At 61.5% G+C, this 16,534-nt stretch carries 8 protein-coding genes and 2 pseudogenes; 2 read left to right on the plus strand and 8 right to left on the minus strand.

The window, feature by feature from the left end:
* Positions 1-158: 158 nt before the first annotated feature.
* Positions 159-2,087, minus strand: coding sequence for an alpha/beta hydrolase domain-containing protein (locus EKH55_RS09835; protein ID WP_069457326.1), 1,929 nt, complete (start codon positions 2,085-2,087; stop codon positions 159-161).
* 290 nt (positions 2,088-2,377) lie between these two features.
* Between EKH55_RS09835 and EKH55_RS09840 the strand changes: the two genes are divergently transcribed.
* On the plus strand, positions 2,378-2,977 hold the full coding sequence (locus EKH55_RS09840; protein ID WP_225191701.1) for a hypothetical protein: 600 nt from the start codon (positions 2,378-2,380) through the stop codon (positions 2,975-2,977).
* A 139-nt stretch (positions 2,978-3,116) separates the two neighbouring features.
* Here the strand turns inward: EKH55_RS09840 and EKH55_RS09845 are convergent, their stop codons facing one another.
* The 3 genes and pseudogenes from EKH55_RS09845 to EKH55_RS09855 form a co-directional block, all read right to left on the minus strand.
* Positions 3,117-5,198: a TRAP transporter permease gene (locus tag EKH55_RS09845; RefSeq protein ID WP_151611425.1), complete on the minus strand. Its 2,082-nt coding sequence runs from the start codon at positions 5,196-5,198 to the stop codon at positions 3,117-3,119.
* A 228-nt stretch (positions 5,199-5,426) separates the two neighbouring features.
* Complete coding sequence (locus EKH55_RS09850) at positions 5,427-6,434, minus strand: TAXI family TRAP transporter solute-binding subunit (RefSeq protein WP_069457324.1); 1,008 nt, start codon at positions 6,432-6,434, stop codon at positions 5,427-5,429.
* 150 nt (positions 6,435-6,584) lie between these two features.
* Positions 6,585-7,032: pseudogene (locus EKH55_RS09855) on the minus strand (hypothetical protein); the annotation flags it as partial.
* Between EKH55_RS09855 and EKH55_RS29385 the strand changes: the two are divergent.
* Positions 7,031-7,171, plus strand: a complete 141-nt coding sequence (locus tag EKH55_RS29385) for a hypothetical protein (RefSeq protein WP_192803710.1) — start codon at positions 7,031-7,033, stop codon at positions 7,169-7,171. The pseudogene EKH55_RS09855 and the gene EKH55_RS29385 overlap by 2 nt on opposite strands.
* A gap of 28 nt (positions 7,172-7,199) precedes the next feature.
* Here the strand turns inward: EKH55_RS29385 and eutB are convergent, their stop codons facing one another.
* The 4 genes and pseudogenes from eutB to EKH55_RS09875 all read right to left on the minus strand — a co-directional run.
* Positions 7,200-9,548: an ethanolamine ammonia-lyase subunit EutB gene (gene eutB, locus EKH55_RS09860; protein ID WP_151611426.1), complete on the minus strand. Its 2,349-nt coding sequence runs from the start codon at positions 9,546-9,548 to the stop codon at positions 7,200-7,202.
* A 122-nt stretch (positions 9,549-9,670) separates the two neighbouring features.
* Complete coding sequence (locus tag EKH55_RS09865) at positions 9,671-10,990, minus strand: glucoamylase family protein (RefSeq protein ID WP_151611427.1); 1,320 nt, start codon at positions 10,988-10,990, stop codon at positions 9,671-9,673.
* On the minus strand, positions 10,987-14,859 hold the full coding sequence (locus EKH55_RS09870) for a GH36-type glycosyl hydrolase domain-containing protein (RefSeq protein WP_151611428.1): 3,873 nt from the start codon (positions 14,857-14,859) through the stop codon (positions 10,987-10,989). Before EKH55_RS09870 ends, EKH55_RS09865 begins: the two co-directional genes overlap by 4 nt.
* Positions 14,860-15,002: 143 nt before the next feature.
* Positions 15,003-16,475, minus strand: a pseudogene (locus EKH55_RS09875) (phosphoketolase family protein); the annotation flags it as partial.
* Positions 16,476-16,534 lie beyond the last annotated feature (59 nt).

The following is a 16,534-nucleotide window of genomic DNA, read 5'->3' on the forward strand; positions in this document are numbered from 1 at the left end:
CATGTTCGGATGAGCCCCTGCAGATGGCCGCCTCTTCCGAGGCGGCCATCCTGCCCGAGTTGCCCGGCTTTCCGCACAGCTTTCACCATAGCCTCGTAGCCAAAGCACCCCCAGCAACCGAGCAATGTGCGCTCCAAGCTGCGTCCGGGCCATGACTATTACCGCAGCAGCGCGGCGTCTTCGCGAGCCCTGTCCAGGACGTAGCCGACATCCTCCGGCAACATGAAGCCATCAGCGACCAGGGCCTCCGCGGCGGTCTTGACCGCCATCAGATAGGCTTCCTCGTCGGGATAGCGCTCGCCGAGGGACTTTCGGTCATCGGTCGCGTTCGGCTCCTTCGGGAAGGGGATGAAAGTGCCAGCGAGGCTACAGAGCTCGCCCTCCGCAAAGCCCTCCCTTCGAAGGTTCCAACCGGCATAGGTTCCGAGCGGCGCCTCGACATTTGCCATCCTGATGCCTCCCAACGGATTGCCGTCATCATCGAGCGCAGGCACGGACACCGGATAAGCCTTTCCGCGCACCGGCGGCTGTGAAGAATGGTCCATTACCCTCAGCTCATTGAAAACAGGCCGCGCCACCTCTCCGCCGATCCTCGGCAGCTTCAGATCTTCAAGGCGGACCAGCGTCGCGTCGGTCAGGCTGGGATAGCGGCTGGCCGGCGGTGCCTTGTCCTCCGATACCCAATTCGCCAAGGCGACATAAAGCGCCCGCATCACGGGTGCCGCACTCAGCGGATTGGTCGGAAAGGCGCAGGCAGCCTCCTCTTTCGACTGGGCCGACCAGCCGTTGAAATGCGGCGCTCCGGCAATGAAGTAGAGCCGCACGTCGTCCGGCATTTCCAGGGGTTCGCCGGCGGGCGAGGTGGTGACCAGCGATGCACGAGCCTGCCAGAACTCTGTAGACGTATCAGTGTGCATGATCTTCGGGCAGGTGGCGGTGGCGCGGCAGGCGGACAGAATGCTGCCGCTTTCGCCGGTGAGCGGATCGGTGGTCTCCGCATAGGTGAAGGGGAATTGATCGCCCGGATAGTCGTGATCCTCGTGCTGGCGCGAATACCGGCCCGGCTGCGCGAAGCGGAAATTGGTAAAGGTCTTTCGCGATCCGGCGATGTGCGGGATGGCTCCGTCGAAAACCCTCTTGCCCGCCTCGTCGGCGTTGAAGCCGTGATAGACCAGGTCGCGCAGGAAGCGTCCCGATTGCGAGACACCGAGGGCGATCGTGTGCTCGACGCCGTCCAGCGGGCTTTGCACCTCATGGCCATGACTGCCGCGGAGGAAGGAAACCAGGTCGCTCGTCGCGACGAAGGCAAGCCCGGCCGGAACCGCATCCTTGGCCGGATAGATGAATTCGTAGATCGCACCGGCGTCCATGTCGGCGGGTCGGGTGATCTCGATCTCCGTCGGGCCGAGATATCTGAAACTCAGGCCGGCCTTCTGCTCCGGCTGGTCGGACTCCCTCGCGCGCACCGTGAGCCTTGCCTTTGACGGATCGAGATCGGCGGCGGCATAGGTCAGGACGGCACTGCTGACGGCACCGGGCTCGTCGAAGATGAACTGCTCCCGCGATTCGCCCGTGATCCCGTCGAGAGTGGGCAGCTCCATGTTCAGCAGATTGTCTGGCAGGTGGGTCTGCCAGCCGCTCCAGACGATCGTGTCGCCGCGATCCAAGAGAAAGCCATCGCCCGCATCGGCGGCCGTCGCCGGGACGTCGGTCGTACCGCTGCGATTGAGCAGCATGAAACTGAGATTCCTGCCGCGGTTCGGAACCTCGTAGAGAAGAAACGGCGAACGCCGCGCCGGATCTGCGGGCACCAGCATCGAGACCTCGGCCCTGAACACGACCTCGCCCGATCCATTCACCGGTGCCTTGTCGATGTCGACGATGCCGGCGACACGCGGCGATTTCGAGTCAACCGCGAAACTCGCGATCGCATCGATACGCTTATACGCCCCGACGCTGCCGAAGGTCTTGCCTTCGAAGGCCGGGCCTGTGGCCTTGACCTCGAAGCCGGTGACCCGCGCCAAGCCACTGCTCGACAACAGGGCGCCCGCCAGGGTGGCCGAAATTAAGATCAGGTATTTCAACATGGTCTCCTCTCCTCTGCTGACAACGATGTGCGGAGATTTTCGGGACCTGCCCATGGCCCGCGTCGGGTCCCTCCCTGCTTCAGCCTTGCGTTGAGTCGTATTATGGATCACTTCTCTTGCGCACAAAGTCAATATTCTTGTATGCAATAAGCACCGGTCTGCATAATCTGAAGGGTGGAGCCGGTATCTTCCGGAAGCCCACTCGGTTCAAGTTCCGGAACCGTTGGCAGCCTGTCCCGTTGGAGCGTCGAGGCATCCAAGAGCGATTTGTCCGGAAAGGTTCAGGTGCGATGGATCTCCTGCGATGGATATCCAGCCATGGCCAGTTGATCTCGGCGCTTACCGGCGTCGGCATGCTGCTGGTCTGGGTTATCTATCTGCAGGTATTCATCAGCAGCTACAGAAGGCAACTGCGCGCGACGCTTCTGATCGCGCGCGGTGTCGGCGACGGCCTGGAGGCCCGCTGCTTCCTGAGCAATATGAGCTCGGGGCCGGTTTACGTGCAGAGCGTGATCATCACGCTCGAAACCCCCGATGGAACATTGGTCAGGCCGGCAACCGACATTCAGGACGGCGAAGGCAGCCCGATCCAGCGGACGCGCCAGGGGCCGCTTCAACCCGGCGATATCCGCGACATCGGCTCCTTCCGCAGCCTGATCTGCCATGCGCTCGAGGCCGCCGATGACGACCCGGAGATGGTTGAGGCGATGGTCATCGAAATCCTCGGCGTCTACGGCTCCGAGGACCTGCCCGTCGGCGCCCGCCGGCGCTTCATCCTGACGAAGACGCAAGGCCGGATACGCCTGCGAGGAGCCACGATCGAGACGCAGCAGATCAGGAAGAGACGCGAGCGACGAAGGCTGATCTCCGAACTCGGGCGGGACCAGTAACAGACCGCTCAAGAGAGTGTGCCGCGCGGCCGCTTCCAGACTGTGACCGCGCTCATCCCTCGGGGGCTGCGCGCCACGCGCTTACCACCTTACCCGAGGCCTGGGCAGAATTGTCGGTGGCAGGGGCCAAACTCTCTCATTAAACCGATTGCTCGGAAGCGTGGGGCATCAGCACCTGCCGCGTGATCACGGCTCCCAGCAGCGCGATCCCCACAATCGTGGCGGCCAGATCGGGCGCGATGAGCAACAGCGCCGCGATCATCAGCAGCAGCCGCTCTATCAGGTAGAGCGGTCCGCGGAGCCAGTTGGTGATTGCCGCCGACAGGGCGAATATCCCCAACATTGCACCACCGGCCGCCAGTGCGAAGTCCGTGACGGTGAACTGCGGCGTGACGATCAGCAGCGCGGGCGAGAATACGAAAACGAAGGGCACCAGCGCCTTACCCATGCTCAGTCGGAAGGCAGTGTTCCCGGCCCGGAAGGCGTTCGCTCCCGCAATTCCGGAGGCAGCATAGGCGGCCAGCGCCACCGGCGGCGTTACATCCGCGAGCACGCCGTAATAGAACACGAAGAAATGCGCGACGAGTGGCTCCACGCCCATCAGGCCGAGAATCGGCGCGGCCACCGCCACCATGATGATGTAGTTGGCCGTCGTCGGAATGCCACAGCCCATCAGCACGCAGACCACCGCCGTAATCATCAGCGTGAACAGGAGCGTGATCGTCTGCACGCCCATCAGGTCGAACGGCAGGATGGACAACGCCGCATGCGCGGCAACCGCCCAGCCGCTGGCGAGGCTGGTGACCATGAAGGCGATCTTGAAGCCGACACCGGTCAGGGTGACGACCCCGATGATGATACCGACAAGCGCCGCCGCCGCGGTGACGGACAGTGACTGCCGCGCCCCAAGGACAAATCCCTCCCAGACGCCGATAGCCGCCTTGCGCATCCCTTCTGCGACGCCAAGCGTTTGCACCGACTGAATGACGAGCACGGCGATACAGGCAACGATGGCCCAAAAGGCCGACAGGAACGGCGTGCGCCCACTCATCAGCATCAGGACGAGAAGAATCAGCGGCAGGACCGTCAGCCAGCCTTCGCGGATCACCTTGAGCGCATTCGGCAGTTCCTCCCTGGTCAGGCCCCGCAGGCCGAGCCGTTTCGCTTCCAGGTGCACCTGCAGCAGCACACCGAAGAAATGCATGAAGGCCGGTACGATCGCGGCCAGAAGAATCGTCGTCAGCGGCAGGCCGAGGTATTCGATCATCAGGAAGGCCACCGCCCCCATGACCGGCGGCGTGATCTGGCCGCCGGTCGAAGAGGCCGCCTCGACCGCCGCCGCGAAATGTCGCGGATAGCCAATGCGGATCATTGCCGGGATGGTCAGCGCGCCGGTTGTCACGGTGTTTGCGATCGACGAACCGGAGATCGAACCGAGCATCGCCGAGGACACCACAGATACCTTGGCCGGGCCACCCGCGAAGCGGCCGGTCAGCGCCGTTGCGACGTCGATGAACAATTGCCCAAGCCCGATCCGCGTCGCCATCACGCCGAACAAGACGAAATGGAAGACATAGGTGGCGATTACCCCAAGTGCGGTGCCGTAGATGCCCTGAGAGGTCAGGTAGAGGTGATTGACGATATTTGACCAACTCGCTCCGGGATGCACGAGAATGCCGGGCATCGATTGGCCGAAATAGGCATAGCACATGAACAGGATTGCGATGACCGGCAACGGCCACCCCATCGCGCGGCGCACCGCCTCCAGGAGGACGAAGATGAGCACGCTGCCCATCGCCAGGTCGAGCGGCAAGGGGTTGCCGACGCGGAAGGCAAGCTGGTCGTAGATCCACGGTATGTAAAGCGAGGTGACCGCCGCAGCGATGGCCAGGAGCCAGTCGGCCAACGGCAAGCCGAGCGGCGCGAGCCGCCCCGGTTTCATGTCACGCCGCCCAGAAGCGGAAAAACAGACGAAGACGAGCGACAGCGTTACCGCCATATGCAGGCCGCGATGGGTTGCGGATCGCGGAATTCCGAAACCCGCCGTGTAGAAGTGATAGCAGGACAGCAGAAACAGAACTATCCCAGACAGGATCGTCAGGGCCTGCCCGAGATTGCGGAACCGCAATTCCGGATCGAATTTCTCCTCGAGTGCCTGCAGTTCTTCAGCGGTCAGGGGGGACGCCCCCGCCGCGCCTTCGTGGTGATCTCGCGCGCTCATCTTATCCCCTTGGCGGTTAATACCAAGTCTCGATGATAGGAACCGATAGGACCGGCTCGATCGGGCTGTCTGGCCCACAATCAGCCATAGGCCATCCTATCGGCTCCTATCATCGAGACTTGGCATAAGGGGAGCGGGGCCGCCACTGCCGCCACACTCCCGCTAGCGCATCGGCCCGTAAATCGTACGCGATTTTCGGAAGGCTCGATGCGCAGATTCAAATGGCGTTTATTTCAGCGCGCCGATTTCCTTGTAGAACCTCTCCGCGCCCGGGTGGAACGGAATGCCCACGCCGGCCGTCGCATTCTCGGTGCGAATCAGCTTGCCCTTTGCATGTCCCGCATCGAACATCTTGCGGGTGTTGTCGTTCCAAAGTGCTTTGGTGATGTTGTAGATCAGCTCTTCCGGCTGGTCCGCGCTGGTCACCCATTGCGCGCCGACCGAGAGCGTCGGCACATCGGCTGCCTGTCCCTCATAGGTACCCGCCGGGACGGTGTCTGCGGCAAAGAAACCGAACTGCGCCCGGATCTTGTCCGCCCCCTCGCCGGTAATCGGGATGATCTTCACCTTGTGCTGGCTCGCCAGTTCGGCAATCGCCCCGGCCGGATAGCCGCCGACGAAGAAGAACGCATCCATTGCGCCGTCACGCATCCGGTCGGCAGCCTGGTCCGGCTTGAGGTATTCCGGCGTGATGTCGGCTTCACTCAAGCCGAAGCCTTCCAGCACGATGCGCGCATCGACCAGCGTGCCCGAGCCCGGCTCGTCGAGCGAGACGCGCTTGCCCTTCAGGTCGGCCACGCTTTCGATACCGGATTCGGCGCTGGCCACCAGATGCAGGCTTTCCGGATAGAGATTGGCGATCACCCGCAGCTTCTCGGCAGGCGCCTGCCCTTCCCACATGCCGGTGCCGGTCTGCGCCCATGTGGCCACATCGGACTGCGAGAATCCGCTTTCCAGCGATCCGCCCATGACGGCATTGATATTGCCAACCGATCCGTTTGAGGCCACGGCGGTCGCAACCAGACCGGGCACACCGCAGGACCCGCCATCCTCGCAGGCGCGCGAGCCGGGCGGGTTGGAGATGGCATTCGCGATCAGCCCGCCGATCGGATAATAGGTACCGGCGGTCCCGCCGGTGCCGATGCGGAAAAACTTCATCTCCTGCGCGGTTGCCGCCCCCGCCGTCAAACCTATGGCAACGGCGAGGCAAGTCAGCAATTTGAATCGATTGGACATAGTTTTCTCCTCTGGTGATGTTTCATCTCCACCTGACACAAAGACAGGCAGGCGGAGGGAAACTCGTTGACCGCTCCGTTCCGGTGCGGGTGACGTACCGGGCGGTTAGCTTGCGGATCGCAAAACCACTTTGCCGCCGCCGGATGTAATCTATTGCTCCGCCTTTCTGCCACAGCGCGCATTGCTTGGACAACCGCTCGCCACGATTGTCTCCGGCATCAGCAACAGAGCGAGCAGGAAGCAAACGGCCGGAGCTGCAATCAAATAGATCAGCGCGTAGCCAATGCTGCCGGTTGCCGCGAAGGCAGCCGAGGTGACGAATGGCCAGCCCGCCGCCCCAACCGTTGCCGATGTGATAGGGGACCGATACCGACGTGTAGCGAATCCTGCCCGGAAAGAACTCTGCCAGTAGAATCGGGGTCTCCTAAAGCTGGAGCCGGATGTAAATTGCGATGGCGACCAGCAGGAACGACACGAGGAACGGCACGCGCCATGCCCATGCCTCGAAAACCTCCTTTCCGAAATAGGTGCGTGCCGCGATGATCCCAGCCAGTGACACGACGATCCCAAGAATGGGAGAAGTCTGAAGCCAGGGCGTGGGCCAATGGAATATCGCCGCCCTGCGGCAAGTGCTCGAAAAAAACGATATTGTGGAAGACTATCGCGTCGAACATGAGTTCGAAACGATCGGCAAGCGCGGCCTGCGCCTCTTGCTGGTTCGGCTCTTGCCAGCGTGACGCTCCGAGAATTGTCGGGGCCGATACGCTAGCCGTAACGGCGGCTGCCATTCACCTCTTTGCCGACGATTTCTCTGATAATGGTCAAGGTTTCCCTGGCGGCTTCTCGTGGCGACAGAGCCGTATCAGCCACATTGCTGACGAGCTTCGTGATGTCGTGGTCGATACCCTTCTCGGACCAGCGCCTGCCTCTGGCAACGGTGATGTAGACCGAATAAGCGTGGTGCATCGTTCCGGGGCGCTCACCGATAATATGGAGAATTCCCCTTAAACTGTTTGGATCGGAGTTCTCGAACAGCAATTCGCCGATCCGGTAGCCTGCCCGCACCCGTCCGCCCGTGACCATGATGTTCTTGTCGCTCAGGGTGACACCCGCCCCGGCAAGCAGCCCACGCATCTCCTGAAGGTAGGGTGCGAGATGCCCATCGTCCATGATGGCTTTGGCGTTCAGACCATCCGAGATGACAATCTGACCTTTGGGCAAGTCGTTTCCCCAGGAGTCTCTGATCCTTTCAATTGCCCGGATTCCGTCCGGACTGAGCATTTCGCCCGTATTGGGGTGAGCAATGTAATCGTTGCGGTCCTTGGACAGGGTGCGAACCGGCACGACATCGGGTATGGCGGCAACGAACTCGGGCGTGAGTTCGGCCCAAAGGGACTGTTTCGCGTCGTCGTACAGTCCCTTCACCTTGGCTGCGAGCGGTGGATTGAGATCCCATATATTGGCCCCGTGGCCGGTGGCGAGGTCGACGCCTCGCTCTTCAACTTCCCGCATGCTCTGCCGTCCTTCCGCATAGATCGCGTCCCTGGACCTTTTGTCGCCTTTGGCCTGGCGGTACTGGTAGTACACCCAGAGTGGATCTCCGAAGTTCGCGGTATAGCTGCCGTCTGCAGCCACGATGCCTATACGTTTGTAGAAGTCCCACATCGCGTCATTGACCTTGAAGCCGAACTTGTCGCGCAAGCGAACGTGGTCCTGGAACGAGGTGGTGAGATAGCTCAGCATCGGGTCGTTTTTGGTAGGCAGGGCAATCAGATAGGCGGGATTGGCCGGCATGATCTGGTCCTGGCACCAGTCGAGGTCGTCGAGGCTGACGGTCATATGCAAGGTCGTGCAGATATCGAGGCCGATGGTAAGTCCATGGAGCTTGCCCATGACCATGTCTTCGAGACAGCACCGCACCAGTTGCTCCCGGCTCTTGAAGACTTCCGGCCCAATGAAACCGGCAACATCGTTGACATGAAGCCATGCGCCCTTGGGTTGCACGTTCGCGAGTTCGATCCCCACCGCTCTGCTGAAGCCGTATTTTCGCGACTCGAGCACCATCATGTCGACGCCGTTTGCGACGCCATTGGTGAATTCGGAACCCTGCCCCGTTTCGAAATACAGGCCGTATCGTTCCCCCTTCTTCGCGCGTGCATAGCGCAGGATTTTCTCGTTCGTAATGTCGAAGATCTTGTTGCAGTCATCTGTCCCGGCCAGGCTCTGGAACATCGTGGAAACCGTTCCGGGAAAACTCTCGGCCGTCTCGGCCTGGACATCGATGTGTGCGAGCACACACCACGGGATCACATCCGCCAGCCCGAACGTATCCACGATGTCCTTCAGCGCACGTTCGACCGCGACGACGCTTTCGACCGTGCTGTCCACCGGATTGGTGCCGATGACGATGTCGCCGGTTGCGTAGGAGAAGGCATCGAAAACCTGCCAGACGATATCATCGGGATGGTCGGTCGGAGAATTTGGCTGGATCCGGGCCCCCATGTAGCCCTTCGCACCCATCTTCGTGCCCGGCATCACGTTGAATAGCTTCTGGCTGAGCGAGATCAGTTCCTCGTTGTTCATCAGCTTGGGGACCATGCCTATAGTATCGCTGGTCAGGCCAGTCATGAGACCCTTGATCTCTTCCTCGGTTTCTGTGAGCAGAAATTCCTTCAGTCGGCCGATCGTCCAGTCTTTCACCCGTTCAAACTGGGCCTGATCGGTAGTCTGCCAGATCAATTTCTGCAGATCGTCCTCGAGGAGCGGCTGCTGGTGCAGATCCTTGATCTTCGTGTTTGCCAGAAGAGCGCGGGCATTTCTTCGACTTGCCTCATCTTGGGCTCCCACCCCGATTGCCTGATCTCCCTCCTTGAACGCATTCGCGGCGCCGATGACTTGCTGATAGGCGGCCTGATCGAAGCCACCCTTCATCCTGCCGATGTATGCAAACACGTCCTCGCCGTCTTTCACGTCGTCGATCACGATGCTCCGTCCGCCAGAAGCGCTTCTGGCAATAGGACCGTAGCTTGCGAGCGTGGCGGCAGCTCCCGCCATCACCAGGAGATTTCTTCTGGTAAGCCCATCACCGTGCTGTGAGATCGCGCGCTTGCTCATGGCCAATTCCTTTCTGCAGAAGGCTCGGCGCCATGGGCAAATTCGCCGAACGGCTTGCCACCGCAAACCGACAGCCCATGCCGCAAATCCACTTCGCGCGAGCTACGGGAGTGTCGGTTGCTTCAAAGCCATCCACCCGAGAACCCGGCTCGCCTCAAACCCACCACCAACGGCTCGCACCGGCGCATGATCTTCCACAACAGCCCGGTCCTGTAGTTTTCGATCATCAGAACGACGGGGCCCTGGTCGACGCCGAAGTGATAGGGACTGACCCACCATCCGGTCTCGCTGTCCTCCACGACAAAGGTCTGGTTGAAGGACGGCTTGAACCCGTAAAGCCGCGTCATGCCGAGATGCATGCGCGCAAAGTTGCGGAGGGTCGGGATAACGATTTCCGGTGCAAATGGCAGGGAAGCGACGACCACCCACGGGGATACGGTTCCGTCGTCCGGTCCGTATGGCGCGCCGCGGGCGATATAGTCGAAGAACTCCCTGTCGACGCCGCCGATGTGGCGCCTGGTCCAGCCGGGGCCGTCGCTGGCCGTGAACCCCCAGCAATATTCGCCATAGCCGGCAAAGTTCAGGGGATTGCGGACGGCGTATTGCTGCTGGACAAAAGCCGCGTGCCGGCTGTTCTGGAAATAGTCGCTGTCATGCGCTCGCATGAATGCGTCACGGATGCCGCGAAAGTCGATCCACATGTGCGAAAGCTGGTGGGTAAAAAGCGGTCCCGAATAGAGCAGTTCCCGGCCGTAAAGGTTCCGCCACTCATAGCTCTCGGTATAGGCGGCATAGGCTTCGGGCGGCAAGGGATGGTTGGGTGAACCGAGACCGAGAATATAGAGGAGCAAGCCCTCGTCGTAGCCGCGCCACCGATAGGGAATGAAGCCGTTTTCCGGTCGCCAGCCGTGGGTGAGCGTCGGCCCGTGGTCGCAGGCCCAGTTCCAGTCCGCCCGTTCGTAAAGTGCGTTTGCCAGGCGGCGAACCTCGGCCTCCTCCTCCGCATCCGCGTCGAAATAGGCGGCGACCGTCAGTGCTCCTGCGAAAAGGAACGCCGAGTCAATCGTCGACAATTCGCACTCCCACACGCGCCTGCCGGTTTCGATGTCGAGGAAATGATAGAAGAAGCCTTTGTAACCGGACGCGTCAGGATCAGGCCCCTGTGGGCACTCGAGGAGAAACTTCAGCCGTCGGCGCGCTATTTTCGAGGCGAACTCGCGAATGATGATCCCCCGCTCCACGAGCACGGGGATCGTGGCGAGAGCCATGCCGATCGCGGCGATGCTTGCCGGAGCGCCGGGCTCCGTCTTGTCGCGAACGAGCCCGTTGTCCGGATTGGTGCAATGCAGGTAGTAGAGCAGCGTGGTGAACTGAAGCCGAGCGAGATCCTGATCGGTCGGCATCCGGTTCAGTTCGGGATCGGTCGACAGCAGTTCCGTCATGGCTGGAAAACCGCCAACCGGACGTCGTGCTGTCGTCCGTCGTCCACGAGTGGAACGCTTCGCGCCGCCCGGGCCTCGCCGTCCACGGTCAGCGAACGCCGCCTGCCGACAGCTTGGCTATCCCTGCTCACCCTGATGCGGTAGGTGGAAGCTCCATACCGGAAGTCGACCTCGTAGCCGGGCCATCCCGTCGGCAAGCACGGCTCGATAAAGAGGCTCTCCCCTTGCCTGCATATGCCGAGAATGGCTTCCAGGCCAACGCGGTACAGCCAGCCTGCCGACCCCGTGTACCAGGTCCAGCCCCCGCGGCCGGTATGCGGAAATGCCCCATAGACGTCGGCGCTGACGACATAGGGCTCCACCATGTAACGCTCGGTGTCTGCGTCAGAGAGCGCATGATTGATGGGATTGAGCATGCTCCAGAGCTCGAATGCCCGATCGCCGTCGCCGAGCAACGCCGTGGCCCAGACAACCCAGGCGGCCGCGTGGGTGTACTGGCCGCCATTCTCCCGAATTCCCGGCACATAGCCCTTGATATAACCCGGTTGCAGAACCCCCTTGTCAAAGGGCGGATCGAAAAGCTGGATCAGCTTGTCCTCCGGGCGAACGAGCCGCTCCCAGACGGCCCGCATCGCCGTGGACGCGCGGTCAGCGTCAGCAGCACCGGAAATGACCGCCCATGCCTGAGGGATGGCGTCGATCTGACACTCGTCATTGCTGCGGGAGCCAAGCGGCGTGCCATTGTCGAAATAGGCACGGAGATACCAGGAGCCATCCCAGGCATGGGCCTCCAGCGACATGCGCAACGCCTCGGCGCGCTCGCGGCACCACACCGAGCGTTCTTCGTCGCCCATTGCCGATGCGATACTGGCAAACGATCTGAGCACCGTGAGGAAGAACCACCCGTTCCACACGCTTTCACCCCTGCCCTCCGCGCCCACCTGGTTCATGCCGTCGTTCCAGTCACCCGTTCCCATGAGGGGAAGCCCGTGGCAACCGAGCCGGAGACCCCAGTCCAGGGCCCGGCAGCAGTGGTCGTAGACGGTCCCGCTTTCCTGACTGACCTGCGGTACGCCAAAGCTCTCCTCCTGATCGTCAGCCAGGAGTGGCGACGTGATAAAAGGAACTCGCTCGCTAAGGAGCCCGTAGTCGCCTGTGACCGATACGTAGTGCTGAACGACATAGGGCAGAAAATAGAGGTCATCGGTCATGCGGGTCCGCACGCCGACGCCCGACGGAGGATGCCACCAGTGTTGCACATCCCCCTCCGTGAACTGACGCTCGGCGGCACGAAGGATGTGGGCGCGCGCCTCGTCCGGCGCGCAATGCACCAGGGCAGCAACATCCTGGAGTTGGTCGCGATATCCATAGGCGCCGCCGGACTGATAGAAGCCCGTTCGCGCCCAGACGCGGCAGGCCAACACCTGATACAGCAACCAACGGTTCATCATGAGATCAAAAGCGGGGTCGGGCGTCCGAACGGTGACCGCGCCCAGAAGCCGGTCCCATTGGCGGGAAACGACCTCCAGCGAGTTTCGGGCGCGTGTTGGCTCGGCAAATTCGCGCACGAGCCGGCGGACCTCCTGTGGACTATCCGCTTGGCCCAGCACGAATACCCGTTCGACGGTCTCGGCGGGAGGGATTGTCATCTCGACCATGAGCGCGGCGCAGGGATCGAGCAGAGAGCCGACCCTTCCTTCGAGACCGGATCCATCCAGTCCCACCGGCTGGAAGACCGAACCGTTCCGGCCCAGAAATTCACGCCGATCGCAGGTGAACGACACGGGCGGCACGCTCGAGGCAACGAATGCCAGTTTCCCGGAGAAAGCATTTTCCCAGAGGTTGCGCGCGATGATCGCACCGCATTCGGCAGCGAATTCACACGTCACGCGCGCAGATGCGTTCTCGCGCAACGTGCCAAGAACCCATTCGATGAAATAGGTGACAGTGAGCGCGCGCGCTTCGGTTCCGTCGTTGCGGACAGCGAGGCGAACCACCTTGATCTGGTCCGGGCCTGGGACGTGGACGGTCATTTCATGGTGCAGCAAGTGCCCGGCGCTCTCATAGCGACTATAACCCTGCCCATGACTGACGGTCGTCTCGAAAGACTGCCCGATCGGCAGCGGCGTCGCGCTCCAGACATCCCCGGTTTGCCGATCGCGCAAGTAGATCACCTCACTCGGCGAATCCGAAACCGGATCATTCGACCAGGGTGTGAGCCTGTTCAATTGGCTGTTGCCTGACCAGGTATAGCCAAGAACGCTTTCGCTGGTCAGGCAGCCAAACTCGCGATTGGCGATAATGTTGCACCAGGGCATTGGCGTCTCCGCGCCCCTCGTCGCGATCACATATTCTCGCCCGTCTTGGGTGAAACCCCCGCGACCATTCCAATAAAGCAAGTCGGTGCGTGCTGCTCCGGCGTGCTTCTCGCGCACTCCGTGAAAATGCCTCTCCGTACGCTTCAAAGCGCAAGGCGTGGTCGGCGGCCTCTCGACCTGATCGACAAGCGATCCTCGACTGCAATCAAGGATGACGCGCGCCGCAGCGGCGACCGCATCTGCCGAGCTGTTCGCAATAGTTTCTGCCGACAGCACATGAACGCCGCCGGCCTTGCCAAGTATCCCCTCCAACCGGCCTCTCACCGTGTTGCTCAACGGCATTTCTTCGCCGGCGCCGCTGGCGTCAAGGAGAATGAGATCGAAAGGAAGGCCGCGGCCGCCGATGAAAGCGTGAGCATCGACAACTTCGTCGATGAGAGGCTTTTCGCCCATGTCGTCGACGCGCAGCAGCAGGATTGGGAGATCTCCGGATATCCCCACGGACCACAGGTTCTCCGTGGCCAGCCGCCCCGTGACGGGCGGGCTGCCCTCGCGAAAACCGGGATCCGAAAACGCCAGTCTTCCGGCGAGCCGGTTGTAGGCGGCGACCTGTTTTACAGAGAGATTCGAGGAGGCCAGTTCCCTGGCATGACTTTCCCTCGCTTCTGAAAACGCCCTGCCCGCGGCGTCGATGCCTGCAAATCGCTTTGCGATGACTTCGGCCTGATCTTCGACCTCAGCCGCGCCCGTCACGAATGCCATCCGCGCCGTTCCAGAGGGCTTCAGACACACTCTCCTGCGCAAGCTGAAGACAGGATCGAGCACCGGACCCGTCGTGCCTGTCAGGCAGCCTTCCGGTTCGAATGCGCGGGGGTTCGCGGGCGTGCGTCCTCGACCAAGGAACCTTGAGCGGTCGGTATCGTACTCGACCGACGGCTGGTCGTTTTCGCTTGATGCCGAAACGTGCACCGCCCAGACGGGTTTTTCCGAGCCGCCGCGTGGGCGACGCCGGGCGAACAGTGCGGCGGATTTGGCGTCGAAGCGGGTTTCGACGAACAGCTTGGCAAAGGCCGGATGTGCGCTATCGGCCCGTCGGTTGTTGAGGCAGATTTCACAATAGCTCGTCAGCTCAAGTACTCTTGCCCGGGTTCCCCTGTTGAACAGCCGCAGCAAACGCACTTCGGCGTCGCAATCCGGCGCGACGCAAACTTCCCACCGGACATCGATGTCCCCGGCCGAACAGCGAAACTCTGCCCGATCGCCGTGAAACCGGTGCGCATAAGTGGCGTCTTCGCGACAGATCGGCTGCCGGCCGATTGTCCAGACCTTTTCGTCCTCAAGGTCTCGGATGTAGCAGAACTGGCCCCAGCAATCGCGGGTGCCGTCCTCCCGCCAGCGCGTCACATCGAGGCCACGCCAGGAACCGACGCCGGAACCGGCCTCTGTAAGAAGCACGCTGTATCGACCGTTCGAAAGCAAGGCGGTGTCGGGAGACACGCCCACCCGATGCGAAGCTCCGACGCTTTCAAATTCGTCAATCGACTGGACCATCAGATTGATCCCTTCATTGATGGGGATAGTTCAGCCGTCAGCTACAGCGCCGCGCGTCTTTCCAGACGCGCAAAGTCGCTGTAACTCTTTGAACCTGCGCATCGAACTTACCGAAAATCGCGCACGATTTTCGGGCCGATGCGCTAAGCGTTGTCGCCTTCCGTGGACGTCGCTCCCCTGACCTTCTCCGAGCTCTTGATGCCCCATTGCCAGCCGCTGATCGATGGCATGTCGTCGCCATGCTTCTCGATATATTCGCGATGTTCGATCAGCTTCGACTGGATGGCCTGCTTGAAGTAGGCCGCGCGTGCACCGAGTTGCGGCAACCGATCGATGACGTCGTTGACAAGATGGAAGCGATCAAGCTCGTTCAGGACAACCATGTCGAACGGTGTGGTCGTGGTGCCTTCTTCCTTGTAGCCGCGCACGTGAAGGTTGCGATGGTTTGCTCGGCGATAGGTCAGCCGATGGATCAGCCAGGGATAGCCATGAAAGGCGAAGATAATCGGCTTGTCCCTCGTGAAGAGGCCATCGAAATCCCGATCCGAGAGACCATGGGGGTGCTCCTCCGCCGGCTGCAGCTTCATCAGGTTGACGACATTGATCACCCGGACCTTCACCTCCGGAAGGTGCTCGCGCAGCAACTGGACCGCGGCCAATGTCTCGAGCGTCGGCACGTCGCCGCAGCAGGCCATGACGACATCGGGCTCGCCATTCCTGTCATTGCTCGCCCAGTCCCATATGCTGAGCCCCATGCTGCAATGCCGCACGGCCTGTTCCATTGTCAGCCATTGCGGCGCAGGCTGTTTTCCGGCGACGACGACGTTGATGTAGTTGCGGCTGCGCAGGCAATGGTCGGTCACGGAAAGAAGCGTATTGGCGTCCGGCGGCAGATAGACACGGATGACGTCGGCCTTCTTGTTGACGACGTGATCGATGAAACCGGGATCCTGATGGCTGAAACCATTGTGATCCTGTCGCCAGACATGGGAACTGAGGAAATAGTTCAGGGAAGCCACGGGCCTGCGCCAGGGTATTTCGTTGCACACCTTCAGCCACTTGGCGTGCTGGTTGAACATCGAGTCTATGATGTGGATGAAGGCTTCGTAGCAGGAGAAGAATCCGTGGCGACCGGTGAGCAGATAGCCCTCGAGCCAGCCTTGGCACTGGTGTTCGCTCAGTACCTCCATGACGCGGCCATCCGGTGAAAGATGGTCGTCCTCCGGACGGATCTCGACCATGTAGCAGCGGTCGGTGACTTCGAGCACGTCCTGCCAGCGGTTGGAGTTGTTTTCGTCCGGGCTGAACAGGCGGAAGTTCCGGATGTCCATGTTCAGCTTCATCACGTCCCTCAGGAACGTGCCCATGACGCGGGCGGCTTCCACGGTACTGGCTCCAGGGCGGGTAACTTCCACCGCATAATCCCTGAACGCCGGCATCTTGAGGTCGCGCAACAGCAGCCCGCCATTGGCATGCGGGTTGTCGCTCATCCGGCGTTTCCCAACCGGTGCCAGGGCGGCGAACTCCGGCCTGAGGCGCCCCTCGTCGGTGAAAAGCTCCTCGGGACGGTAGCTTTTCATCCACTGCTCGAGGATGCGGATGTGCTCGGGCTTGTCCTGGCGATCCGGGACGAGACCGAGAAACGGCGTCACGAGTCGCAACAGAAGGTTTTGGT

It is taken from the genome of Sinorhizobium alkalisoli, assembly GCF_008932245.1.
GTDB lineage: Bacteria > Pseudomonadota > Alphaproteobacteria > Rhizobiales > Rhizobiaceae > Sinorhizobium > Sinorhizobium alkalisoli.

Bases quoted from the DNA above. Each gene is read 5' to 3' on its own strand.
- EKH55_RS09835 (WP_069457326.1), bottom strand. From the start codon at position 2,087: ATGTTGAAATACCTGATCTTAATTTCGGCCACCCTGGCGGGCGCCCTG.
- EKH55_RS09840 (WP_225191701.1), top strand. From the start codon at position 2,378: ATGGATCTCCTGCGATGGATATCCAGCCATGGCCAGTTGATCTCGGCG.
- EKH55_RS09845 (WP_151611425.1), bottom strand. From the start codon at position 5,198: ATGAGCGCGCGAGATCACCACGAAGGCGCGGCGGGGGCGTCCCCCCTG.
- EKH55_RS09850 (WP_069457324.1), bottom strand. From the start codon at position 6,434: ATGTCCAATCGATTCAAATTGCTGACTTGCCTCGCCGTTGCCATAGGT.
- eutB (WP_151611426.1), bottom strand. From the start codon at position 9,548: ATGAGCAAGCGCGCGATCTCACAGCACGGTGATGGGCTTACCAGAAGA.
- EKH55_RS09865 (WP_151611427.1), bottom strand. From the start codon at position 10,990: ATGACGGAACTGCTGTCGACCGATCCCGAACTGAACCGGATGCCGACC.
- EKH55_RS09870 (WP_151611428.1), bottom strand. From the start codon at position 14,859: ATGGTCCAGTCGATTGACGAATTTGAAAGCGTCGGAGCTTCGCATCGG.